The 23,706-nt window shown below is 63.9% G+C and carries 22 protein-coding genes, 4 tRNA genes and 1 rRNA gene; 5 read left to right on the top strand and 22 right to left on the bottom strand.

All coding sequences use genetic code 11. From position 1 onward, the window contains the following. Window positions 1-13 precede the first annotated feature (13 nt). The gene (locus MF6396_RS00130) at window positions 14-1,309 is read left to right on the top strand and encodes an NAD(P)/FAD-dependent oxidoreductase (protein ID WP_043860321.1); all 1,296 of its coding nucleotides are present in this window, start codon (window positions 14-16) and stop codon (window positions 1,307-1,309) included. 227 nt (window positions 1,310-1,536) lie between these two features. Here the strand turns inward: MF6396_RS00130 and MF6396_RS00125 are convergent. The 7 genes from MF6396_RS00125 to rluD all read right to left on the bottom strand — a co-directional run bounded on the left by MF6396_RS00125 (window position 1,537) and on the right by rluD (window position 6,648). Next, window positions 1,537-1,613 (bottom strand) — tRNA-Pro (locus MF6396_RS00125). Window positions 1,614-1,712: 99 nt separating this feature from the next. After that, window positions 1,713-1,788, bottom strand: a tRNA-Lys gene (locus tag MF6396_RS00120). A 5-nt stretch (window positions 1,789-1,793) separates the two neighbouring features. After that, window positions 1,794-1,870: transfer RNA gene (locus MF6396_RS00115), tRNA-Pro, on the bottom strand. Window positions 1,871-1,880: 10 nt separating this feature from the next. Then, a tRNA-Asn gene (locus MF6396_RS00110) sits at window positions 1,881-1,956 on the bottom strand. Between the two features lie 302 nt (window positions 1,957-2,258). Then, the gene (gene clpB, locus MF6396_RS00105) at window positions 2,259-4,823 is read right to left on the bottom strand and encodes an ATP-dependent chaperone ClpB (RefSeq protein WP_043860320.1); all 2,565 of its coding nucleotides are present in this window, start codon (window positions 4,821-4,823) and stop codon (window positions 2,259-2,261) included. A 125-nt stretch (window positions 4,824-4,948) separates the two neighbouring features. Next, window positions 4,949-5,689 carry a peptidoglycan editing factor PgeF gene (gene pgeF, locus MF6396_RS00100; protein WP_078479475.1) on the bottom strand — a complete coding sequence of 247 codons (741 nt, stop codon included), beginning with the start codon at window positions 5,687-5,689 and terminating at the stop codon, window positions 4,949-4,951. Then, on the bottom strand, window positions 5,686-6,648 hold the full coding sequence (gene rluD / locus MF6396_RS00095) for a 23S rRNA pseudouridine(1911/1915/1917) synthase RluD (protein WP_043860318.1): 963 nt from the start codon (window positions 6,646-6,648) through the stop codon (window positions 5,686-5,688). Before rluD ends, pgeF begins: the two co-directional genes overlap by 4 nt. 150 nt (window positions 6,649-6,798) lie before the next feature. Between rluD and MF6396_RS00090 the strand changes: the two genes are divergently transcribed. Both MF6396_RS00090 and MF6396_RS00085 read left to right on the top strand, forming a co-directional pair. Continuing rightward, window positions 6,799-7,821 (top strand): outer membrane protein assembly factor BamD, encoded by a 1,023-nt coding sequence (locus tag MF6396_RS00090; protein WP_043860317.1) that lies wholly within the window; start codon window positions 6,799-6,801, stop codon window positions 7,819-7,821. Window positions 7,822-7,919: 98 nt separating this feature from the next. Next, window positions 7,920-8,156, top strand: coding sequence for a PP0621 family protein (locus tag MF6396_RS00085; RefSeq protein WP_043860316.1), 237 nt, complete (start codon window positions 7,920-7,922; stop codon window positions 8,154-8,156). Window positions 8,157-8,196: 40 nt separating this feature from the next. On the opposite strand, the gene thiO is transcribed toward MF6396_RS00085, so the two are convergent. The 5 genes from thiO to MF6396_RS00060 are packed head-to-tail and all read right to left on the bottom strand — an operon-like array spanning window position 8,197 to window position 11,303. After that, window positions 8,197-9,294, bottom strand: a complete 1,098-nt coding sequence (gene thiO / locus MF6396_RS00080; RefSeq protein ID WP_078479474.1) for a glycine oxidase ThiO — start codon at window positions 9,292-9,294, stop codon at window positions 8,197-8,199. Window positions 9,295-9,323: 29 nt separating this feature from the next. After that, entirely contained in the window at window positions 9,324-9,734 is a 411-nt protein-coding gene (locus MF6396_RS00075; RefSeq protein WP_054914914.1) for a type IV pilin protein, read from the bottom strand. An 11-nt stretch (window positions 9,735-9,745) separates the two neighbouring features. Then, entirely contained in the window at window positions 9,746-10,258 is a 513-nt protein-coding gene (locus MF6396_RS00070) for a pilus assembly PilX family protein (RefSeq protein ID WP_078479473.1), read from the bottom strand. After that, the gene (locus MF6396_RS00065; protein WP_078479472.1) at window positions 10,255-10,959 is read right to left on the bottom strand and encodes a PilW family protein; all 705 of its coding nucleotides are present in this window, start codon (window positions 10,957-10,959) and stop codon (window positions 10,255-10,257) included. The genes MF6396_RS00070 and MF6396_RS00065 overlap by 4 nt, the downstream gene beginning before the upstream one ends. Beyond that, the gene (locus tag MF6396_RS00060) at window positions 10,956-11,303 is read right to left on the bottom strand and encodes a type IV pilus modification PilV family protein (protein WP_078479471.1); all 348 of its coding nucleotides are present in this window, start codon (window positions 11,301-11,303) and stop codon (window positions 10,956-10,958) included. The genes MF6396_RS00065 and MF6396_RS00060 overlap by 4 nt, the downstream gene beginning before the upstream one ends. 137 nt (window positions 11,304-11,440) lie before the next feature. Between MF6396_RS00060 and MF6396_RS00055 the strand changes: the two genes are divergently transcribed. Next, a complete protein-coding gene (locus tag MF6396_RS00055; RefSeq protein WP_236176789.1) occupies window positions 11,441-11,917 on the top strand; it encodes a GspH/FimT family pseudopilin in 477 nt (158 codons plus the stop codon). Here MF6396_RS00055 and ispH read toward each other — a convergent pair. From ispH to murJ, 6 genes are all read right to left on the bottom strand, one after another. After that, the gene (ispH, locus tag MF6396_RS00050) at window positions 11,906-12,853 is read right to left on the bottom strand and encodes a 4-hydroxy-3-methylbut-2-enyl diphosphate reductase (protein WP_043860310.1); all 948 of its coding nucleotides are present in this window, start codon (window positions 12,851-12,853) and stop codon (window positions 11,906-11,908) included. The genes MF6396_RS00055 and ispH overlap by 12 nt on opposite strands. A gap of 14 nt (window positions 12,854-12,867) precedes the next feature. Next, window positions 12,868-13,305 (bottom strand): FKBP-type peptidyl-prolyl cis-trans isomerase, encoded by a 438-nt coding sequence (gene fkpB, locus MF6396_RS00045; protein WP_054914918.1) that lies wholly within the window; start codon window positions 13,303-13,305, stop codon window positions 12,868-12,870. Further along, window positions 13,298-13,813: a signal peptidase II gene (lspA, locus tag MF6396_RS00040; RefSeq protein WP_078479469.1), complete on the bottom strand. Its 516-nt coding sequence runs from the start codon at window positions 13,811-13,813 to the stop codon at window positions 13,298-13,300. Before lspA ends, fkpB begins: the two co-directional genes overlap by 8 nt. Next, on the bottom strand, window positions 13,806-16,637 hold the full coding sequence (gene ileS / locus MF6396_RS00035) for an isoleucine--tRNA ligase (protein ID WP_043860307.1): 2,832 nt from the start codon (window positions 16,635-16,637) through the stop codon (window positions 13,806-13,808). Before ileS ends, lspA begins: the two co-directional genes overlap by 8 nt. Continuing rightward, window positions 16,634-17,584: a bifunctional riboflavin kinase/FAD synthetase gene (gene ribF, locus MF6396_RS00030; protein WP_078479468.1), complete on the bottom strand. Its 951-nt coding sequence runs from the start codon at window positions 17,582-17,584 to the stop codon at window positions 16,634-16,636. Before ribF ends, ileS begins: the two co-directional genes overlap by 4 nt. A gap of 118 nt (window positions 17,585-17,702) precedes the next feature. Next, entirely contained in the window at window positions 17,703-19,241 is a 1,539-nt protein-coding gene (murJ, locus tag MF6396_RS00025; RefSeq protein WP_078479467.1) for a murein biosynthesis integral membrane protein MurJ, read from the bottom strand. A gap of 251 nt (window positions 19,242-19,492) precedes the next feature. Between murJ and rpsT the strand changes: the two genes are divergently transcribed. Further along, window positions 19,493-19,771 carry a 30S ribosomal protein S20 gene (rpsT, locus tag MF6396_RS00020; protein ID WP_043860304.1) on the top strand — a complete coding sequence of 93 codons (279 nt, stop codon included), beginning with the start codon at window positions 19,493-19,495 and terminating at the stop codon, window positions 19,769-19,771. A gap of 143 nt (window positions 19,772-19,914) precedes the next feature. On the opposite strand, the gene MF6396_RS00015 is transcribed toward rpsT, so the two are convergent. From MF6396_RS00015 to rrf, 4 genes are all read right to left on the bottom strand, one after another. Continuing rightward, window positions 19,915-22,215 (bottom strand): PqiB family protein, encoded by a 2,301-nt coding sequence (locus tag MF6396_RS00015; protein WP_078479466.1) that lies wholly within the window; start codon window positions 22,213-22,215, stop codon window positions 19,915-19,917. Continuing rightward, window positions 22,208-22,831: a paraquat-inducible protein A gene (locus MF6396_RS00010; protein WP_043860302.1), complete on the bottom strand. Its 624-nt coding sequence runs from the start codon at window positions 22,829-22,831 to the stop codon at window positions 22,208-22,210. Before MF6396_RS00010 ends, MF6396_RS00015 begins: the two co-directional genes overlap by 8 nt. Beyond that, window positions 22,818-23,477, bottom strand: a complete 660-nt coding sequence (locus MF6396_RS00005; RefSeq protein WP_043860301.1) for a paraquat-inducible protein A — start codon at window positions 23,475-23,477, stop codon at window positions 22,818-22,820. The genes MF6396_RS00010 and MF6396_RS00005 overlap by 14 nt, the downstream gene beginning before the upstream one ends. A gap of 151 nt (window positions 23,478-23,628) precedes the next feature. After that, window positions 23,629-23,706: ribosomal RNA gene (gene rrf / locus MF6396_RS29350) — 5S ribosomal RNA — on the bottom strand; the annotation flags it as partial.

Genomic DNA, 23,706 nt, shown 5'->3' with positions numbered 1-23,706 from the left:
ATGAGATATCCCCATGACTCACCGTATCGTGATTGTCGGCGGCGGCGCCGGCGGCCTGGAACTGGCGACCCGCCTGGGTAAGACCCTGGGCAAGCGCGGCACTGCCGCGATTACCCTGGTCGACGCCAACCTGACCCACATCTGGAAGCCGCTGCTGCACGAAGTGGCGGCTGGTTCGCTCAATTCCTCCGAAGACGAGCTCAACTACGTGGCCCAGGCCAAGTGGAACCACTTCCAGTTCCAGCTGGGGCGCATGAGCGGCCTGGAGCGTTCGAGCAAGCAGATCCAGCTGGCCGCCACCCTCGACGAGGATGGCCGCGAGCTGCTGCCGGCGCGCACCCTGGCGTATGACACGCTGGTGATCGCGGTAGGCAGCAACACCAACGACTTCGGCACCCTGGGTGCGGCGCAGCATTGCCTGTTCCTCGACACCCGCAAGCAGGCCGAGCGCTTCCACCAGCAGTTGCTCAACCACTACCTGCGCGCCCACGCCGGCGACCTTGCCAGCGAGAAGATCAGCGTGGCGATCGTGGGTGCCGGTGCCACCGGCGTGGAGCTGGCGGCCGAGCTGCACCATGCCGCCCACGAACTGGCAGCCTATGGCCTGGACCGCATCCAGCCCAAGGACATGCAGATCACCCTGATCGAGGCCGGCCCACGGGTGTTGCCGGCGCTGCCCGAGCGCATCAGCGTGCCGGTGCACAAAACCCTGGAGAAACTCGGCGTGACGGTGCTGACCAACGCGTCGGTGAGCGAGGTCACCGCAGACTCGCTCAAGACCGCCAACGGCGAGGTGATCCACGCCAGCCTTAAGGTGTGGGCGGCCGGTATCCGCGCACCGGCGTTCCTCAAGGACATCGACGGGCTGGAAACCAACCGCATCAACCAGTTGGTGGTGCGCCCTACCCTGCAGACCACCCTGGACGATGACATCTTCGCGTTCGGCGACTGCGCCGCCTGCCCGCAGCCGGGCAGCGACCGCAATGTGCCGCCGCGCGCCCAGGCCGCCCACCAGCAGGCCTCGCTGCTGGCCAAAGGGCTCAAGGCGCGCCTGGAAGGCAAGGCGTTGCCCACCTACGCGTACCGCGACTACGGCTCGCTGGTCTCGCTGTCGCGCTTCTCGGCAGTGGGCAACCTGATGGGCAACCTCACCGGCAGCGTGATGCTCGAAGGCTGGCTGGCGCGGATGTTCTATGTGTCGCTGTACCGCATGCACCAGATGGCGCTGTATGGCACCTTCCGCACGCTGATGCTGATGCTCGGCAGCCGTATCGGCCGCGGTACCGAACCCCGCCTCAAGCTGCACTGACGGCTACCCCCGTCCGCCCCGGCGCCCTGCCGGGGCCGGATGGGCGCCAGGCCACTGGCGTGCGGTTGACCCGGGGCGAGTTGTATTTCGACGAGGCGCGGATGCGCGCACTACAGCCCCTTGCAGGAGGTGCTGGGCATAGGCAGTACCGCCAGCTGGCTGCACACGCGCTAAACCCCGCGCAAACGAAAAAGGGCACCTTTTGCAAGGTGCCCTTTTTCTGAAGATGGTCGGGGTAAGGGGATTCGAACTCCTGACATCCTGCTCCCAAAGCAGGCGCGCTACCGGACTGCGCTATACCCCGGTAAAAAAAAGACACCGATTAAGGTGCCTTTTTTAATGGCTGGACGCTAATGGCGTACCAACCTTTTAAGATTCAAACCCAGCGAACCGGATTCAAAAATGGTGGGTCGTGTAGGATTCGAACCTACGACCAATTGGTTAAAAGCCAACTGCTCTACCAACTGAGCTAACGACCCAAATATGGTCGGGGTAAGGGGATTCGAACTCCTGACATCCTGCTCCCAAAGCAGGCGCGCTACCGGACTGCGCTATACCCCGGTTTGAAATTTGGCTCCGCGACCAGGACTCGAACCTGGGACCCAATGATTAACAGTCATTTGCTCTACCGACTGAGCTATCGCGGAACTATCAATTTCAAGTACAACTTGCTGCAATTTCGAAAACTGTATCGCTACCGCTTCGAACTCTTCGACCTTGTGCATCGCTGCGTTCATGTCTCTGAGGCGCGCTATTCTACAATCTTCAAAACCCTTGTCAACCCTTAATTTGCATTCAACACACTGATTTGCAACTTTTTTTCAGATTCCCACTTCTGCCGGAAACCTGCGGGGTGACATACAGCGGGGCGCACTTTACAAGCACTCGAAGCAAAATGCAAAGAAAAAAGGCCTCGAAAATCGAGGCCTTAGCGTAACCCGCCGAAAACTCAGGCAAAGACGATCTCTTCGCCCTCCAGCTTGGCGGTGATGCTGCTGCCCGGCATGAACTGACCCGACAGAATCAGTTGCGCCAGCGGGTTCTCGATCCAGCGCTGGATCGCCCGCTTCAGCGGCCGTGCGCCATACACCGGGTCGTAACCGACCGCGATCAGCTTGTCGAGGGCCTCGGGGCTCAGCTCCAGGCTCAGCTCGCGTTCGGCCAGACGGCTGCGCAGACGCGACAGCTGGATCTGGGTGATACCGGCGATCTGGTCGCGACCCAGAGGCTCGAACACCACCACTTCGTCGATACGGTTGACGAACTCGGGGCGGAAATGCGAACCCACCGCGTCCATCACCGCAGCGCGCTGCGCCTCGCGATCACCCACCAGTTCCTGGATCTGTGCCGACCCCAGGTTGGAGGTCATCACGATCACCGTGTTGCGAAAGTCCACGGTACGGCCATGACTGTCGGTCAGGCGACCGTCTTCAAGCACTTGCAGCAACACGTTGAACACGTCCGGGTGGGCCTTCTCGACCTCGTCCAGCAGCACTACCGCATAGGGTTTGCGCCGCACGGCTTCGGTCAGGTAGCCGCCCTCTTCGTAACCCACGTAGCCTGGCGGTGCACCAATCAGCCGCGCCACGGAATGCTTCTCCATGAACTCGGACATGTCGATACGCACCATGGCCTCTTCGGTGTCGAACAGAAACTCGGCCAGCGCCTTGCACAGCTCGGTTTTACCCACACCGGTAGGGCCCAGGAACAGGAACGAACCACTTGGCCGGTTAGGGTCGGACAGCCCGGCCCGCGAACGACGCACCGCGTTGGCCACGGCCACCACGGCCTCTTCCTGGCCGATCACGCGCTGGTGCAGGAGGCTTTCCATCTTCAGCAGCTTCTCGCGCTCGCCTTCGAGCATCTTGGATACCGGGATACCGGTCCACTTCGACACCACCTCGGCGATCTCTTCCTCGGTCACCTTGTTGCGCAGCAGCTGGTTTTCGGCCTTGCCGTGCTGGTCGACCATCTGCAGGCTGCGCTCCAGGTCCGGGATCACCCCGTACTGCAACTCGGCCATGCGGCTCAGGTCGCCCTTGCGGCGGGCGGTTTCCAGCTCCTGACGGGACTGCTCGATCTTTTGCTGGATCTGCGCAGAGCCCTGCACTTCGGCTTTTTCCGAGGTCCAGATCTCTTCCAGGTCGGAGTACTCACGCTCCAGCCGCACGATCTCCTCGGTCAGCTTCTCGAGGCGCTTGAGGGCCGCCTCGTCGTCTTCCTTCTTCAGCGCCTGGGATTCCACCTTCAGTTGAATCAGGCGACGCTCCAGACGGTCGAGCACCTCGGGCTTGGAGTCGATCTCCATGCGGATGCGGCTGGCCGCCTCGTCGATCAGGTCAATGGCCTTGTCGGGCAACTGACGATCGGTGATGTAGCGATGGCTGAGCTTGGCCGCGGCAATGATCGCGCCGTCGGTGATCGCCACCTTGTGGTGCACCTCGTAACGCTCCTTGAGGCCACGCAGGATGGCGATGGTGTCTTCCTCGCTCGGCTCCTCTACCAATACCTTCTGGAACCGACGCTCCAGCGCCGCATCCTTCTCGATGTACTGGCGGTACTCGTTCAGCGTGGTGGCACCGACGCAGTGCAGCTCGCCGCGCGCCAGCGCAGGCTTGAGCATGTTGCCGGCATCCATCGAGCCTTCGCCTTTACCGGCGCCGACCATGGTGTGCAGCTCGTCGATGAACAGGATGATCTGGCCTTCCTGCTTGGACAGTTCGTTGAGCAGGCCTTTGAGGCGTTCTTCGAACTCGCCGCGGAACTTGGCGCCGGCAATCAGCGCGCCCATGTCCAGCGACAGCAGGCGCTTGCCCTTCAGACCATCGGGCACTTCGCCATTGATGATGCGCTGGGCCAGGCCTTCGGCGATGGCAGTCTTACCCACGCCAGGCTCACCGATGAGCACCGGGTTGTTCTTGGTACGGCGTTGCAGCACCTGGATGGTGCGACGGATCTCGTCGTCACGGCCGATCACCGGGTCGAGCTTGCCGTCTTCGGCACGCTTGGTCAGGTCGACGGTGTACTTGTCCAGAGCCTGGCGCGATTCCTCGGCGTTGGGGTCGTTCACCGCTTCGCCGCCGCGCAGGTTGCTGATGGCGTTTTCAAGCGCCTTCTTGCTCACGCCCTGGCCGAGCAGCAACTTGCCGAGCTTGCTGTTCTCGTCCATGGCCGCCAGCAGCACGAGCTCGCTGGAGATGAACTGGTCGCCCTTCTGCTGGGCCAGGCGGTCGGCCTGGTTGAGCAGGCGTGCCAGGTCCTGCGACATGTTGACGTCGCCGGTAGGGTTCTGGATTTTTGGCAACTGGTCGAGTTCTTTGCCCAGTTCCTTGCGCAGGCTGTTGACGTCGAAGCCCACCTGCATCAACAGGGGCTTGATCGAACCACCCTGCTGGTCGATCAGCGCCTGCAACAGGTGCGCAGGCTCGATCGCGGGGTGATCCATGCCAACCGCCAGGGACTGGGAGTCGGATAACGCCAGTTGCAGCTTGCTGGTCAAACGGTCTATTCGCATAACTTACCTTCCTTTAATGGGCAGGCCGGAGCGATGGACACACCTGATGAAGAAAAACCTGCCTGAGATACCCCTATAGATAAGGGTGATTGTGGAAGATTCAAGCGTAGCGGGCTTGATCCAGGTCAGCGAGGCGCCAGCCAGATCAGCGAAGCGAAGCGCCCGGTAACGGGGCTGCGACGGTAGGAATAGAAGCGTGGGTCGCTCACGGTGCACAGGCCGCCGCCATACACGGCAGTGATGCCACGGGCCGCCAGGCGAATGCGCGCCAGTGCATAGATGTCGGCCATGAACTTGCCGGGCTGCGCCCCCGCCACAAAGGCGCTGGCACTTTCCGGATGAACGGTCATGAAGGCCTCGCGCACTTCGCCGCCCACCTCGAACGCCTGGGGCCCGATGGCCGGGCCCAGCCATACCAGCACCTCGCTGGCCGGTACGCCCAGCGCATCGAGCGTGGCCTCCAGCACACCACCCACCAGCCCGCGCCAGCCGGCATGGGCAGCGCCCACGCGGGTGCCGGCGCGGTCGCAGAACAGTACCGGCAGGCAGTCGGCGGTCATGGACGTGCAGGCGATGCCGGGGGTGCTGGTGCAGCTGGCGTCGGCTTCGGCAACCAGCGCAGGGTCGGCCTCGACCACATCGATGCCGTGCACCTGCTTGAGCCAGGCGGGCTGGATGCCGAACTGCGCGGTCAGGCGCCGACGGTTCTCGGCCACTGCGGCCTGGGCGTCACCGACGTGGTCGCCCAGGTTCAACGAATCGTAGGGCGCCAGGCTCACGCCGCCGCCCCGGGTGGTGACGCACGCCTTGACCCAGGCTGGCGCAGGCCAGTCGGGGGTCAGCAGGTGGTGCGTCAGCGGGCTCATCCGACGAAGGCCTCGCGGTCCTGCTTGAGCAGCGACAGCAGCCATACGAAGTCGTCCGGCAGGGACGACTCCCAGCCCATGCGCTCACCGGTCACCGGGTGATCCAGCTCCAGGAAGCGTGCGTGCAAGGCCTGGCGCGGGAAGGTCTTGAGCGCGTCGACCATGGTCACGCTGGCCGCCGGCGGGATGCGGAAGCGCCCGCCGTATACCGGGTCGCCGACCAACGGGAAGTTGACGTGGGCCATGTGCACGCGGATCTGGTGGGTACGCCCGGTTTCCAGCTTGACCCGCACGTGGGTGTGCGAGCGGAAGCGTTCGAGCACGCGGTAGTGGCTGACGGCCTGCTTGCCGCCCTCCATCACCGCCATGCGCTGGCGCTGCTGGCCATGACGACCGATCGGGGCGTTGATCTTGCCGCCTGCGGTAACCACGCCGATCACGATGCATTCATAGATGCGGCTGACGCTGCGACTTTGCAACTGGGCTACCAGCTGGGTCTGCGCCTGAATGGTCTTGGCCACCACCATCAGACCGGTGGTGTCCTTGTCGAGGCGGTGCACGATGCCGGCGCGCGGCACGTTGATGATGTCCGGCACGTGGTGCAGCAGGGCATTGAGCAGGGTGCCGTCGGCATGACCGGCAGCCGGGTGCACCACAAGCCCGGCCGGCTTGTTGATGACCAGGATGTGCTCGTCTTCGTAGACGATGTCCAGTTCGATGTCCTGCGCCACCCACTCGCCCTGGGCTTCCTGCTCGGCGTCAAGCGCCAGCAGAGCGCCGCCATGGACGATGTCGCGCGGACGCACGACGTTGCCATCGACGGTCAGTAGGCCTTCTTTGATCCAGGCGGAAAGGCGCGAGCGCGAGTGCTCGGCAAACAGTTGGGCGGCGACTTGGTCGAGGCGTTGCCCGCCCAATTCGGACGGTACCTCTGCGCGAAGTTCAATTTTCTCGGACATGCTCGAATCAGGCGGAGGCACAGCCTTTGGTTTCAGCTGCACGCTTGTGGTTAAATACGGCGTCTTTTGCCCCGAGGGTTCCAACGGGGTGCTCATCATAACAGGACGGCCTCGCCCAAGACAGCAGCCGTCATAGGGACGCAAGCCGCCATGCAAGTGAAACACCTGCTGCTGATCGCCATCCTCGGACTCACCGCTGCTTGTTCTTCGAAGGAAGTCGTCGACGAAAACCTCAGCGAAACCGAGCTGTACCAGCAGGCGCAGGCCGACCTGGACAACCACAGCTATACCAGCGCCACCTCCAAGCTCAAGGCCCTGGAGTCGCGGTACCCGTTCGGCCGCTATGCCGACCAGGCGCAGCTGGAGCTGATCTACGCGAACTACAAGAACGCCGAGCCCGAGGCTGCCAAGTCGGCGGCCGAGCGCTTTATCCGCCTGCATCCGCAGCATCCGAACGTCGACTACGCCTATTACCTCAAGGGCCTGACCTCGTTCGACCAGGACCGCGGCCTGCTGGCGCGCTTCCTGCCGCTGGACATGACCAAGCGTGACCCGGGCGCAGCGCGTGACTCGTACAACGAGTTCGCCCAGCTCACCAGCCGCTTCCCCAACAGCCGCTACGCGCCGGACGCCAAGCAGCGCATGATCTACCTGCGCAACCTGCTGGCCTCCTACGAGATCCACGTGGCCGACTACTACCTGACCCGTCAGGCGTATGTGGCCGCCGCTAACCGTGGCCGCTACGTGGTGGAAAACTTCCAGGAAACCCCATCGGTCGGTGACGGCCTGGCGGTGATGACCGAAGCCTACATGCGTCTGCACCTGGACGAACTGGCAGCCACCAGCCTGGAAACCCTGAAACTCAACTACCCCGATCACCCGAGCCTGAAAGACGGCCAGTTCGTGCCTCAGCAGGACGAGGCGGACAACCGCTCGTGGCTATCCAAGGCCACCCTGGGCCTGATCTCCAGCGCGCCACCGCTGCCGCCAGGCCAGACCCGCGCCAACCAGGACGTGCAGAAGCAGTACCAGGACGCCAAAGACGCGATCCCACAGGAACTGCTGCCCAAGGACGAAAATGGCGACGTGATCGAAGAAGAAAACCACGAAGCCGAAGGCAACAACGAAGACCGTTCGTGGTTCAGCTACATGACCTTTGGCGTATTCGACTGACACGCCATACGGTGAATGAAAAAGGGAGGCCTGATGGCCTCCCTTTTTTGTTGCCAGGCCCTAAACTGGGGGCTCTTCATTCGACAAAGCTGGACACCATGGTTCGCCTAATTCTCTGGATTGCCCTGATTGCTGCTGCGTTCTGGTTGTGGCGCAAGTTCAAGGCCGGCACTGCTGCCGATACTCGCCCTACCCTCGATGACCCGCTGAAGATGGTGCGCTGTGCCCATTGCGGCGTGCACCTGCCCACCGACCGTGCCTTGCACCGGGGCCAGCTGTGGTATTGCAGCCCGGCGCATCTGGAGCAGGGGCCCAACGATACCCGCCAGGGCTGAGGGCCCTTCGCCGGCCAGGCCGGCTTCCACATGCCTGCTGTTACAGCAGGCGCGGCCCCGGCGCGTACGGCGCCGGGTCGATGATCGGCGCACGCCCCAGCAGCAGGTCGGCGAACAACCGGCAGGACGCCGGCGCCAGCACCAGCCCGTTGCGGTAATGCCCGCAGTTCAACCACAAGCCTTCATGCCCGGGCACCTGGCCGATGTACGGCACACCTTCCGGTGAGCCTGGCCGCAACCCCGCCCAATGCCCGACCGGCGTGGCATCGGCCAGCGCCGGCAGCAATTCGATGGCCGAGGCCTTCAGGCTCGCCAGCGCCGCTTCGGTGGGCGTCTTGTCATAGCCTGCATGCTCCAGTGTGCTGCCGACCAGAATGTGCCCGTCACGCCGTGGGATCGCGTAGCGCCCCTTGGCCAGCACCATGCTCGGCAGGAAATCTTCCGCGCACTTGAACAGGATCATCTGCCCTTTCACCGGCTCCACCGGCAGTTCCAGGTCCAGCGGGCGCAGCAGGTCGCCACTCCAGGCCCCCGCCGTAAGCACCACCTGATCGGCGTGGATCGGGCCATCGACGGTTTCAACGCCGCAAATACGCTCGCCCTCGCGGCTGAACCCGGTGATTTCACAATGCTCGCGAAGGGTCACGTTCGGCAGGGCCTGCAATGCCGCCTTGAGCGACTTGACCAGGCGCGGGTTGCGCACGTTCGCCACACCCGCCATGTAGATGGCCCGCTCGAAACCCGGCCCCAGCACGGGCACCGCCGCATAGGCGCGGGCCACATCCACTGCGCTCAACGGGCGCCCCTCGCGGGCCGCCCAGGCCAGCGCCTCGGCTTCATCGTCCAGGTCCAGCCAGTACAGGCCGGTGGTATGCACCTCGGGGTCTACACCGGTGCTGGCGAACAGACGCTCGCCCAGCTGCGGATAGAAGTCCTGCGACCAATGCGCCAGGGCGGTAACCGCCGGGCTGTAGCGCCACGGGTACAACGGCGACACGATCCCGCCCCCGGCCCAGGAAGACTCCTGCCCGAGCGCGCCCTTGTCGCACACCACCACCTGCTCGACATCGGCCGCCAGGTTGAACGCAGTCAGCAGGCCGATCACCCCACCGCCGACAATCACTACTTGCTTGGTCATCTATTGGTCCAGTACCCGTATGAAAGACGTCAGTTACCCCAGCAGCCCCCGTCCGCCTCGTTGCTGGCACCGGGGTTGCCGCGCACACCCTGGTGATCGAGCTCGAAGTCGCCACAGGCGTCGCCGGCCATCAGCCCGCCGGCATGACGCCGGGCCAGCAGGCTGAAACCCTCGGCCTCGCGGCTGGCGTGCAGGCTGTAATGGCCTGTGCCGGGGGGCAACGGGGTGATCACGGCGTCGGTATCGGCATACTGGCCCGTGCGGGCGCGGTGGCGCTCCAGGTGCTGCGCACTGTCGAACAGCAGCCCCACGACCTCGCTGCGTGCGGCTCTTTTCACCGTGTCGCGGTAGCTGGGGTAGGCAATGCCCGCCAGAATGCCGACCACGGCGACGACAATCAACAGTTCGATCAGGCTCAGGCCCTGATGAGTTCGCGGCATGTTGTGCGCCCCTAGTGGATCTGCCGCCACAAGATACGTTGCGCCGGCCATTCAGCCGACACCACTGGCTGCGCCAGCACGCTCTCCAGCACCACCCGCGCCTGCTGCTGACGCCCCACGGCAGTCACCCGAAGCAGCTGCACCTCAAGGCCGTCGGGCAGCCGCGCGGGGCGCGAGCTGCGGCCCAGGTTCTGTACCAGGAAAAAACCTGGCCCTTGCGCCTGCCAGCCCAGCCCGGAGCTTGGCCCCGCCCCGCCCTGCACACCGGCGGCGCATACCCTGGGTGCCTCCGGCGGCGGCAGGCAGTACACGCACGGGCCCGGTGGCTCAAGCCCCGCCAGCACACGGGCCTCGGCGAGCCGCAACGTGGTTTCCGCCGCTTCGAACGCCTGCAATGCCATCACCAGGTTGCCGGCCATGCGTGCCTGCAAGGCGGCACTGTGCAGCACTGAAACGCCCAGCAGGCCGCACAGCAGCATCAGCACCAGGCACACCAGCAGCGCCATGCCCCGTTGCAGCTTCATGGCAGGCGGTTACGTACGGCGGCGACCATCTGATAGGTTTGCGCGCGTACCCGTTCAGCGGGGTCGTCCAGGGTCAGGCGCAGGCGGATGCTGCGAATGCGCGAAGGGTCGGGCACCGCCGTCATCCAGGCCAGCTCACCGCCCTCGCCCGCCACGCCCAGGTCAATCTGCAGCCGGCTGACATGTTCGATCAGCACCGCGTGGCTGCCACCACTGGTGAGCAGCAGTTGCCCGTCCACCAGGCGATACACCTGCTGACGAACGGGCAAGGCGAACTGGTGTGGCCCGGGCAACCGCTCGCCTGCCTGCACCTGGGCGGTGCTCAGGCAGTCGGTGAGCAGCGTCCAGTTGGGCGGGCCACCGGCCTCCCCACCCTGCACGCCAACCAGGCTCAGGCTGCGCAGGGTGCCGTCAGGCTCGAGGCTGACACTGATCGGCAGGGCAAATGTCGCGGCAATGGCAGGGTCAGCAAAGCTGATCGCCTCGCGCCGCAGGCAGCCGAATGCGCCGGCCATGCGGATGTCACGGGCCATGCGCTGCAGCGCAAAGCGCGCATCCTCCTGCAACTGCGCAAGTGCGCCCTGCGCCTGCCAACCCTGCAGCACACCGATGAACAGACGGCTGCCGGCCAGCACCAGCAGCACGCCCAGGCTCAACGCCAGCAGCGCCTCGACCAGGCCGAAACCGGTGTCGCGCCTCATGGTCCCACCTGCCCCTGCACAGCAAGGCCACCGCCCTGCCAGTGCAGGTCGAGTGCGAGCCCATTGCCCGCCTGGCGCACCTGTGCCTGCGCGGACGCGCCGGCCACCTTCACCAGCTCGCGCTGCAAGGCGCTGGCCTCCCCGGCCGTCAGCCCGCCCGCAGCGCGCGCGCCTTCGAGCAGGGCCTGGGCCAGGTACAGCGCCTGGGTGGTACGCAGCGCGCCGTCGGTGCCGTGCAACGCCCGCCCTTGCAGCGCAGCCGCCGCCATTCCCCCCAGTGACAGCACCAGCAGCGCCACCATCACTTCGATCAGGGTCATGCCCTGCTGCAGCCTCCTGGCCATGTTCGCCTCCTGCGAAATTTCCCCATGTGATTGCCTACCCGGCCGACTGGACGCCCAACCGAGCGGCACTGAATCTACAGAGAAGCACTTCCAGGGAGGGATGCACGATGGGGCAACAGGGCGTAACACTGATACAAATGATGTATGCGCTGGGGCTGATCGCGGCGCTGACGCAGTTAGGGCTGCCGGCCTACAGCGCCATGAGCGTGAGCCTACAACGCGAGGCCAGCGCGCAGAACCTTGCCCAGGCCTTGCGCAGCGCCCGCAGCGAAGCCCTGCTGCGCAATCAGCGAGTAAGCCTGACGGCCCTTGAGGGCGACTGGAGCAAGGGATGGCGAATGAGCGCCGACGATGAAGGCTTGCTGCACGAGTACCGTGCCAGCGGGAAGGTTTGGGTGGTGGGCAATCAGCCGCTGGCGCGGCAGGTGCATTTCAGCGGGCTGGGAGTACCGCTGCAGGCCGGCGGGGCGTTCCAGGCCGGGACCCTGCACGTGTGCGAAAGTCCCGGAACCCGAAGCCTGCATCAGGTGGTGCTGTCACGCACCGGGCGGGTCAGCCTGCGCCACCTCGCCACCGATCAGCCGCTGTGCGCGGCCGCCGGGTCAGATCAGTGAACGCACCCGCAGCTCCTTGGGCATCGAGAACGTTACATTCTCTTCGCGACCATCGAGCTCGTCGGCACCTGTGGCGCCCCACTCCTGCAACTGCGCGATCACGCCACGCACCAGCACTTCGGGGGCGGAGGCGCCGGCGGTGATGCCGATACGCTCGACACCGTCGAACCAGCTGCGCTGCATGTCTTCTGCACCGTCGATCAGGTAGGCCGGGGTGGCCATGCGCTCGGCCAGCTCACGCAGGCGGTTGGAGTTGGAGCTGTTCGGGCTGCCCACCACCAGTACCACGTCGCACTCGTCAGCCAGTTGCTTGACCGCATCCTGGCGGTTCTGGGTGGCGTAGCAGATGTCGTCCTTGCGCGGCCCGCCAATGCTGGGGAAGCGCGTGCGCAGCGCATCGATGACGCGGCTGGTGTCGTCCATCGACAGGGTGGTCTGGGTCACGAAGGCCAGGCGTTCGGGGTCACGAACCTGCAGGTTGGCGACATCCTCTTCGTCTTCGACCAGGTAGATCGAACCGCCATTGCTGGCGTCGTATTGGCCCATGGTGCCTTCGACCTCGGGGTGCCCTTCGTGGCCGATCAGGATGCATTCCTTGCCATCGCGACTGTACTTGGCCACCTCGATGTGCACCTTGGTCACCAGCGGGCAGGTCGCGTCGAAGACCTTGAGGCCACGCCCCGCCGCTTCCTGGCGCACGGCCTGGGAAACGCCGTGGGCACTGAAGATGACGATGACGTCATTGGGCACCTGGTCGAGCTCTTCGACGAAGATCGCCCCGCGCGCGCGCAGGTCTTCGACCACGAACTTGTTGTGCACCACTTCGTGACGCACATAGATCGGCGGGCCGAACACCTCGAGGGCGCGATTGACGATTTCGATCGCCCGGTCCACGCCGGCGCAGAAGCCGCGTGGGTTGGCGAGTTTGATCTGCATGGCTGACTCCTGGCTCAAAGGGCCTTGACTGCGAGGATTTCCACCTCGAAGTTCAGGGTCTTGCCGGCCAGCGGGTGGTTGAAGTCGATGGTCACTTGCGCGTCATCGAACGCCTTCACCACGCCGGGCAACTCGGCGTTGGCCGCGTCGTTGAAAATCACCAGCAGGCCCTCGGACAACTCCATGTCCTGGAACTGCGAGCGGGGAATGATCTGCACGTTCTGCGGGTTCGGCTGACCGAAGGCGTTCTCCGGTGCCACGCTGACGGTGCGCTTGTCGCCGGCCTTGAAGCCGAAGATAGCGGCTTCGAAGCCCGGCAGCAGGTTGCCGTCGCCGACCTTGAACACCGCCGGAGCTTTCTCGAAGGTGCTGTCGACAGTATCACCGTTTTCCAGGTGCAGCGCGAAGTGCAGGGTGACTTCGGTGTTCTGGCCGATACGGGTATCAGTCATGGACGGTTTCTCCGGACTTTTTGCTCTTGAACATATCCAGCGCCAGCATCACGGCGCCCACGCTGATGGCGCTGTCGGCCAGGTTGAAGGCCGGGAAGTACCAGCGGTTCTGCCAATGCACGAGGATGAAGTCGACCACGTGGCCGAGCACGATGCGGTCGTACAGGTTGCCCAGCGCACCGCCCAGCACCAGGGCCAATGCAACGGCCAGCCAGGTGTCGTCGCGGCCCAGGCGCTTGAGCCACACCACCAGCACCGCACTGACCACCAGGGCGATCAGAGCGAACAGCCAGCGCTGCCAGCCGGAGCTGTCGGCCAGGAAGCTGAAGGCCGCACCGGTGTTGTAGGCCAAGGTCCAGCTGAAGTAGTCGGGGATGACCACGATCTGCTGGTACAGGCTCAGCGCACCTTCGAAGTAGTGCTTGCTGGCCTGGTCCAGGACCAGTACCAGCAGGCTCAGCCACAGCCAGGCGAGGCGCCCGAAGCGCCCCACGTTGGGGTTAGGCATAGTGACGCACCTCACCTTTGCCGCTGATGTTGTCGACGCAACGACCGCAGATTTCCGGATGCTCCGGGTTCACGCCCACGTCGGCGCGGAAGTGCCAGCAACGGCCGCACTTGGCGTGACCCGACTTGACCACCTTGAGCTTGAGGCCGGCCACTTCGGTAACCACGGCATCGGCCGGGGCTTCGACGAACGGCGCCACGCTGGCTGCCGAGGTGATCAGCACGAACCGCAGTTCGTTGCCCAGCTTGTTCAGGTCGGTGCTCAGGGCCTCGTCGGCGAACAGGGTGACTTCGGCTTGCAGGTTGCCGCCGATGGCCTTGGCCGCACGCTGGTTCTCCAGCTCCTTGTTGACCGCAGCCTTGACGGCCATCACGCGGTCCCAGTAGGCGCGGTCCAGCTCGATGCCTTCCGGCAGCTCGGTCAGGCCCTGGTACCAGGTGTTGAGCATGACCGACTCGTTGCGCTCGCCCGGCAGGTACTGCCACAGCTCGTCGGCGGTGAACGCCAGGATCGGTGCGATCCAGCGCACCAGCGCTTCGCTGATGTGGTACAGCGCGGTCTGGCACGAGCGGCGCGCGACACTGTTGGCGCCGGTGGTGTACTGGCGGTCCTTGATGATGTCGAGGTAGAAGCCGCCCAGCTCCTGCACGCAGAAGTTGTGGATCTTGGAGTAGACGTTCCAGAAACGGTACTCGCCGTAGTGCTCTTCCAGCTCGCGCTGCAGTAGCAGGGTACGGTCGACCGCCCAGCGGTCCAGCGCCAGCATGTCGTCGGCCGGCAGCAGGTCGCGGGCCGGGTCGAAGCCGGACAGGTTGGAGAGCAGGAAGCGCGCGGTGTTGCGGATGCGCCGGTAGGCGTCGGCGCTGCGCTGCAGGATCTGGTCGGAAACCGCCATCTCGCCGGAGTAGTCGGTGGCCGATACCCACAGGCGCATGATGTCGGCACCCAGGGTGTCGTTGACCTTCTGCGGCTCGATGGTGTTGCCCAGCGACTTGGACATCTTGCGGCCGTTCTCGTCCACGGTGAAGCCGTGGGTCAGCAGCTCGCGGTACGGCGCATGGCCGTCGATGGCGCAGCCGGTGAGCAGCGAGGAGTGGAACCAGCCGCGGTGCTGGTCGGAACCTTCCAGGTACAGGTCGGCGCGCGGGCCGCTTTCGTGGCCGATGTTGTGCGAGCCACGCAGCACGTGCCAGTGGGTGGTACCGGAGTCGAACCACACGTCCAGGGTGTCGGCGATCTTGTCGTACTGGCCGGCTTCGTCACCGAGCAGTTCGGCGGCGTCCATCTTGAACCAGGCTTCGATGCCCTCGAGCTCGACGCGCTGGGCCACCTGCTCCATCAGTTCGACGGTGCGCGGGTGCAGTTCGCCGGTCTGCTTGTGCAGGAAGAACGGGATCGGCACACCCCAGTTGCGCTGACGCGAGATGCACCAGTCCGGGCGGTTGGCGATCATCGAATGCAACCGCGCCTGGCCCCAGGCCGGCACGAACTTGGTTTCTTCGATGGCGTTGAGGGCGCGCTTGCGCAGGGTTTCGCCGCTGTCAGGCTGCTTGTCCATGCCCACGAACCACTGCGCGGTGGCGCGGTAGATCAGCGGGGTCTTGTGGCGCCAGCAGTGCATGTAGCTGTGGCTGATGGTGTCGGTGAACATCAGCGCGCCCACTTCGGCGAGCTTGTCGACGATGTGCGGATTGGCCTTCCAGATGAACTGGCCACCGAAGAATTCCAGCGAGTCGACGTACACGCCGTTGCTCTGCACCGGGGTGAGGATGTCGTCGTTGACCATGCCGTAGCGCTTGCAGGTCACGAAGTCGTCTTCACCGTAGGCCGGGGCCGAGTGGACCACGCCGGTGCCGGCGCCCAGCTCGACGTACTCGGCCAGGTAGACCGGCGACAGGCGATCGTACAGAGGGTGACGGAAGTTGATCAGCTCCAGTGCAGAGCCCGGCGCGGTGGCGATCACCGAACCTTCCAGCGAGTAGCGCTTGAGGCAGGCTTCGACCAGCTCTTCGGCCAGCACCAGCAGCTTGTCGCCGACGTCCACCAGGGCATAGCTGAACTCGGGGTGCACGTTCAGCGCCTGGTTGGCGGGGATGGTCCACGGGGTGGTGGTCCAGATCACGATGGCGGCGGGCTTGGCCAGCGACGACAGGCCGAAGGCCTGGGCCAGCCGCGCTTCGTCGGCCACGTTGAAGGCCACGTCGATGGTCTGGGACTTCTTGTCGGCGTATTCGACCTCGGCTTCGGCCAGGGCCGAACCGCAATCGAAGCACCAGTTCACGGGCTTGAGGCCCTTGAACACGAAACCGTGCTTGACCATTTCGGCCAGGGCGCGGATTTCGCCGGCTTCGTTGGCGAAGTCCATGGTCTTGTAGGGGTTGTCCCAGTCACCCAGCACGCCCAGGCGGATGAATTCCTTCTTCTGCCCTTCGATCTGCTCGGCCGCGTAGGCACGGCACAGCTCGCGGGTCTTGTCCGCGGTGAGGTGCTTGCCGTGGGTCACTTCGACCTTGTGCTCGATCGGCAGGCCATGGCAGTCCCAACCCGGCACGTACGGCGCATCGTAGCCGGCCAGGGTCTTGGACCGCGAGATCATGTCCTTGAGAATCTTGTTGAGCGCGTGACCGATGTGGATCTTGCCGTTGGCGTAGGGCGGGCCGTCGTGCAGCACGAACTTCGGACGATCCTTGCCAATTTCGCGCAGCTTCTGGTACAGGCCAATGCTGTCCCAGCGCTGCAGGATCTGCGGTTCGCGCTGTGGCAGGCCGGCCTTCATCGGGAAGGCGGTGTCCGGAAGGTTTAGCGTGGCTTTATAGTCGGTCATTTCAGGCTCTTCGTTAGCGGTTGACCGTGCCAATGGGCACGTGCGGCGGCGATATCCGCATCGATCGCCGACTTCAGCGCCTCCAGGGAGGCGAATCGCTGCTCATCGCGCAGCTTGTGGTGGAATTCCACCGTGAGACGCCGGCCATACAGATCGCCGGCAAAATCCAGGAGATGCACTTCCAGGTGGGCGCGGCCATCACCTGCAACGCTGGGGCGCACGCCGATGTTGGCGACACCCGGCCACACCTGGCCATCGAGTTCGACGCTGACCAGGTACACCCCGGTGAGCGGTACGCGATGACGCTTGAGTTGTATGTTGGCCGTGGGCCAACCCAGCTGGCGCGCCAGCTTCTGCCCATGCAGCACCCGGCCGCGGATGCGGAACGGGCGGCCCAGCAGACGCTCGGCCACGGCAAAGTCGGCACGCGCCAGTGCTTCGCGCACCTGCGTGCTGCTGACCCGCAGGCCCTCGAGCTCCACGGTTTGCGCCGCTTCCACGGTGAAGCCGTGGCGCAGGCCGGCCTGCTGCAGGAACGTGAAGTCACCCACCCGGTCGCAGCCGAACCGGAAGTCGTCACCGACCTCCAAGTGCTGCACGCCCAGGCCGTCGACCAGGATGGTGTCGGCGAATTCGGCGGCGCTGAGCTTGCACAGGCGCTGGTTGAACGCCAGGCACAGCACCCGGTCGATGCCTTCGGCGGCCAACAGGGCGACCTTGTCGTGCAGGCGGGCCAGGCGCGCAGGCGCGGTGTCCGGTGCAAAGTACTCACGCGGCTGTGGCTCGAAAATCACCACGCAGCTGGGTACGCCCAGCGCTACCGCGCGCTCACGCAAACGCGCCAGGATAGCCTGGTGACCGCGGTGAACACCGTCGAAGTTGCCGATAGTGGCAACACAGCCCCGATGCTCGGGGCGAAGGTTGTGAAGGCCTCGAACCAGCTGCATAACGCGCTTCTTGCTCATAAAGTGGTCGATTATAACCACACCCGGGCGCCGACGACAGGCAGCAGCGCGATGCCAGGGCGTCTAAAACACAAAACCGACGCCTGACCCGCGCCGGCCATCAGTGCAGCGCCTTGCGGGCGAAGTCCCGTGGACGAAAACCAAACAGGTAAAGGCAACCGAAATAGGTCACCACGCCTGCGCCAATCAGTACGCCCAGGCGCAGGAACCGCTCGAGCATGTGCCCCTGCTCCCAGGCGGGCATGTACCACATGCCGGCCACCAGCACACCGGCCATCAGCAGTACGGCCACCAGCAACTTGAGCAGGTAGGCGGTCCAGCCCGGCTGCGGGTCGAACAAGTTCTGCTGGCGCAGCTTCCAGTACAGCAGGCCGGCATTGAGGCAGGCGCCGACACTGATCGCCAGGGCCAGCCCGGCATGCTGCAGGTAGCCGATGAACACCAGGTTCAGCAGTTGCGTGGCCACCAGGGTGAAGATGGCGATCTTTACCGGTGTACGGATGTTCTGCTGGGCATAGAAGCCAGGGGCGAGCACCTTGACCAGGATGATGCCGAGCAGGCCGACCGAGTAGGCGATCAGCGCGCGCTGGGTCATGGCGGCATCGAAGGCGGTGAACTTGCCGTATTGGAACAGGGCCACCGTCAGTGGCTCGGACAAAATTGCCAGGGCAAAGGTGCAAGGCAACACCAGCAAGAAGCACAGGCGCAGGCCCCAGTCGAGGATGCGCGAATACTCGTGGCGATCCTTGCTGGCGTAGGTCTTGGCCAGGGTCGGCAGCAGGATGGTGCCCAGCGCCACGCCCAGCACCCCGGAGGGCAGCTCCATCAGGCGGTCGGCGTAGTACATCCACGACACCGAGCCGGCCACCAGAAACGAGGCGAAGATGGTGTTGATGATCAGCGAGATCTGGCTTACCGACACCCCGAGGATGGCTGGCAGCATCTGCTTGAGCACGCGCCATACCCCGGTATCGCGCAGGTTCAGGCGGGGCAGCACGAGCATGCCGATCTTTTTGAGGTGCGGCAGCTGGTACAGCAGCTGCAACAGGCCGCCGGCCAGTACCGCCCAGCCCAGGGCCATCACCGGCGGATCGAAGTACGGGGTGAGGAACAGCGCGAAGAAGATCATCGCGACGTTGAGCAGGGTCGGCACGAAGGCCGGTACCGAGAAACGGTTCCAGGTGTTGAGGATGGCGCCCGCCAGGGACGACAGCGAGATCAGCAATATATAAGGAAAGGTCACGCGCAGCAGGTCGGTGGTCAGCTCGAACTTCTCGGCGCTGTCGACGAAGCCCGGCGCGGTGACCCACACCACCCAGGGTGCGGCCAGGATCCCCAGCGCCGTGACCACCGCCAGCACCAGGGTCAGCAGGCCGGCGACATAGGCCACGAAGGTGCGGGTCGCCTCCTCGCCCTGCTGGCTTTTGTATTCGGCCAGGATCGGCACGAACGCCTGGGAAAACGCCCCCTCGGCAAAGATTCGCCGCAGCAGGTTGGGCAGCTTGAAGGCAATGAAAAAGGCGTCGGTGGCAACACCGGCGCCGAAGATGCGCGCCAGGATGGTATCGCGGACAAAGCCCAGCACGCGCGACACCATGGTGATGGAACTGACTGCAGCCAGGGACTTGAGGAGATTCATCGAAAGATTTTCATGCCATATGGATGAAGGAGAGGCCTAAACGGCATCCAAGTATGCGATACTCCGCCGCGCAAAGCAGACAGAGCAAAACTCCCGAGTTTACAGGTCATGCGCCAGAAGGGAATCATCCCCTCCAGCGAATCGACCGCTCAGCGGAACCTAACAAGCGCCCTTGACAACCGATCAACTCATCGGCATGATTCGCGGCCTATTTTGTTTGCTATTTACCAAGTCTTTCGAGGAGCTCGACGGTGGCCAACTCACCTTCCGCCAAAAAACGTGCAAAACAGGCTGAGAAGCGTCGCAGCCACAACGCCAGCCTGCGTTCCATGGTTCGCACCTACATCAAGAATGTAGTCAAGGCCATCGACGCAAAAGACGCCGAAAAAGCGCAAGCTGCTTACATCCTGGCTGTTCCAGTTATCGACCGCATGGCCGATAAAGGCATCATCCACAAGAACAAGGCTGCTCGCCATAAAGGCCGTCTGAATGGCCACATCAAGGCACTGAAGATTGCTGCAGCTGCCTAAGCGACGCTTGTTAAAAAACCGACCCTAGGGTCGGTTTTTTATTGCCTGCGATTTGATGATGCCGGGAAGACAGGGCCGCTCCCTGCGCCGACCAGGCTGACTCCTGCAGGAGACGGCCTGGTCGGCGAAGGGCTATGCCTTGCCTACTTGCCGAGCGGGATCTTCGGCGCCCATTGCAGCCATTCGTCCTCGGCCTTGTCGAACAGGGCAAAGGTCTGCTGCGGCAACGCTGCGTTGCCCATCTTGTCGCCGTCTGGCGTGGCGAAGGCAATGCCACCCTCGATCAGGGTCTCCAGCGACTCGGTACGCACCGTAGCGCCCTTGAACAGGCCGATATCGAAGCCGAAGCCACTGCTGTTCCAGAAACGGCTGCCACCGCGCACAAGCGAGGCGTAGCGTGGCTCGATCAGGATATGGATCAGCACGCGATCCGCTGTCTGCCCCAGTTCGTACCCCGTGACCTTGCCCACCGGCACTTCACGGTAGGTGACCGGCACACCGACCTTGATCGACCCGCGTCGAGCAGCGCTGAGCACCACCGGCAGGCCAGCCTCGCGAGCGGTCAGGTCCGGTGGCTCGGGCAAGGCCACGAAGTTGCGCTGCGGGCCCTGATTCTTCGCCGCCGGTTGCACTTCCAGGTACTGACCGGTGACCAGCGTCTCCAGGTTGGCCGTCTTGACGATACCCAGCGCCGGCTTGACTACCCAGAACTGCGTGCCCACACGCGCAATACGCTCGGGCACCTCGGTGATCTGCGCCTTGAGCGTCACCGACTGCAGGTCCTCCGCCAGGTCCACCGCTTCGACCTTGCCGACATCCAGCCCCTTGAAGCGTATGGGGGTGCCGACCTTGAGGCCGTCCGCACGGTCCACCTTGATGGTGATGCTGGTGCCCTTGCGATCCGCCGCTTCCTGGTTGGCCAGCAGGCGGAAGGTGGGGATACGACGCTTGAGCGGTACATTCTGTTTCGGCGTATCGAAGGCGATGCCACCGGCCATCAGACTCTGCAGCGACTCGCTCTTGATCTGGATGCCCGACAGGCCGCCAGTCAGGGTAATGCCGCTGGCGTTCCAGAAACGCGTCGAACCATTGACCAGGTTGGCGTACTCGGGCTCGATGTGCACGCCAATCAGCAGGCGCTGCTGCTTCCTGGAAAACTGGTAGCTTTGCACGCTACCCACCTTTACCTGCCGATACAGGATCGGGCTGCCAACCTCGAGCGAGCCCAGGTTGTCGCTGAACAGCACAAGGTGCAGGCCGGGCGCCTTCAGATCGAGGGGCGGGGCCTTGGCCCGGGCTTCGAATTCACGCTGAGGCGAGGCGCCCTTGTCGCCGGGACGGATAGCAATGTAGTTGCCCTTTACCAACGCCTCCAGGCCGGTGATACCCGCCAGGGAGATCGACGGCTTGACCACCCAGAACTGGGTGCCTTCGACCAGGTAGTCCTCGGCCAGCGGGTCCAGGGTCAGCTCGGCCATGGCGCTGGAGAGGTCGGCATCGACCTTCAGGGCTTTCAGCGAACCTACCTGTATCCCTTTGTACATGACCGGCGTACGGCCCGCCTGCAGGCCCTCGAAGTCGCTCAGCTTGACCTTGACCCGGATACCCGCCTGGGCGGCGTCGAAGTCTTCGAAAAGACGGAACGGCAGGTTCGGGTCGGTGGGCGGGCTGTCCTTGCGGTGCTCGGGGGTAGCGAATGCGATACCGCCGGCAACTATGCTGGCCAGGGACTCGCTGCGCACCTTCACGCCCGACAGGTTGGCATCGATGCTCACGCCGCTGGCGTTCCAGAAACGCGTGTGCTTGCGCACCAGGTCGGCATAGCCCGGCTCGATGAACACCTTGATCTCGACCGTACCCTGGTCGTCGGAGAGCTTGTAGCTCTTCACCCGGCCAACCTGGATCTGCTTGTAGAACACGGGGCTGTCACGGTTGAGCGACCCCAGACGATCGGCCTTGAGGGTCAGATGCAGGCCGGGCACGCTGTCGGACATCGGCGGTGCTTCGCTCAACGCATTGAAACGCTTGCTCGGCTCGCCATCGCCCGGGCTCACGGCAATGTAGTTGCCTGATACCAGCGTCTCCAGCCCGGTGATCCCCGCCAGGCTCACGTTTGGCTTGACCAGCCAGAAGCGAGTGTTCTTGCGCAGGTGCTCCTCGGCCACCTGGTTCATCTCGATGGTGGCGATGACACCTTTGTTGCGGCCTTTGTCGTCAAGTACCAGGCTCTTGACCTTACCCACCGACATGCCCTTGTAGACCACCTCGGTCTTGTTGGCGACGATACCCTCGCCGCTCTCGAAGCGAACCTCGATGTTCACCCCCGCTTCACGGTAGGCCTGCCAGCCGAGCCACCCACCGATCACCAATGCGATCAGGGGCAGAATCCAGATGGCCGACCAGTTCGAAGCTGGGCGGGTTTTAGCCGTAGGCAAATCACTCATGGTCGTCATCCGACTCCGTGTTATCCCAAATCAGTCGGGGATCGAAAGTTACTGCAGCAAGCATTGTCAGAATCACCACACTGGCAAAGGCGACGGCCCCCAGGTTGGCTTCGACACTGGCAATCCGGCCGAAATTCACCACCGCCACCAGGATCGCGATGACGAAGATATCCAGCATCGACCAGCGGCCGATGAATTCGATGAAGCGATACATCACGATGCGCTGGCGTGCCGACAGCGGCTGGTGGCGCTGCACCGAGTACAACAGCAGGGCGATGCCCACCAGCTTGAAGGTGGGTACCAGAATACTGGCGATGAACACCACGGCCGCGATCGGCAGCATGCCGTGCTGCATCAGGGTGATGACGCCGGACATGATGGTGTCGGGGCTGCCCTGCCCCAGGGTGCTGACCGTCATGATCGGCAGCACGTTGGCCGGTATGTACAGGATGGCCGCGGTAATCAGCAGCGCCCAGGTGCGGGCCAGGCTGTTGGGCCGGCGTGCATGCACCAGCGCCCCGCAGCGTGTGCAGGTCTGGCTGCTGGCGTCCGCCTCCTGGCGGTTGAGCTCATGACACTCGGTACAGATCAGTATTCCTGCGTCAATCGCCCGCATGCACATCTTCTCCCGACAAGGCTACCCAGATCTGGTGGGGGGACATCACCACTTCCAGCCAGACCTGAACCAGCAACAAACTGACAAAGCACAGCAAGCCAAGCCCTAGGCTGAGTTCGGCCATATCCACCAGCTTGACGATGGCGACCAGTACGCCCATGAGGTAGACCTCAAGCATGCCCCAGTCGCGCATGTGGTGATAAAAACGGTAAAGAAGCAGGCCGTAGCTGCGGCCCCTGTTCAAGCGGATGGTCAGCAACACCACCAGCTGACACAGCAGCTTGAGCAGTGGAATGGCCATGCTGCACAGGAACACCACCACCGCCACGCCACCCATGCCGCTGTTGTACAGGCCGATCACACCGCTCCACACCGTGTCATCGGAGTTCTGGCCCAACAGATGGAGTTGCATGATCGGCAGAAAGTTCGCCGGCACGTAGAGCAGCAAGGCCGCCAGTACCAGGGCCAGGCTGCGCTCGACCACATTGTGCCGATGGGCGTACAACTCATAGCCGCAGCGCGGGCATTGCGCTTTTTCATCCGTCTTGAGCTCGGGCTTGCGCAGCAGCAGGTCGCATTCGTGGCACGCCACCAATTGATCCAGCGGCAAGCCTGCGAGTGAATCGCGATCGTCAGGGTCGGGCATAGAAGGGTTCTGAGTAAAAACGTCGGGGCCTATTCTAGTGTCGTTGCCCCAATTGTGGGAGCACAACCGCGCAGGAGCCAGCCTTGGCGCAGAACAGGCCACAAAGACAAAACCCCTACCTGCAGATGCAGATAGGGGTTTCGGAATTTAATCTTGACGATGACCTACTCTCACATGGGGAAACCCCACACTACCATCGGCGATGCATCGTTTCACTACTGAGTTCGGG

Origin of the sequence: Pseudomonas sp. MF6396, from assembly GCF_002018915.1 — a bacterium.
Classification (GTDB): domain Bacteria; phylum Pseudomonadota; class Gammaproteobacteria; order Pseudomonadales; family Pseudomonadaceae; genus Aquipseudomonas; species Aquipseudomonas palmensis.
The sequence above is the reverse complement of the archived record's forward strand: the minus strand, read 5'-3'. Positions and strand labels throughout refer to the sequence as shown.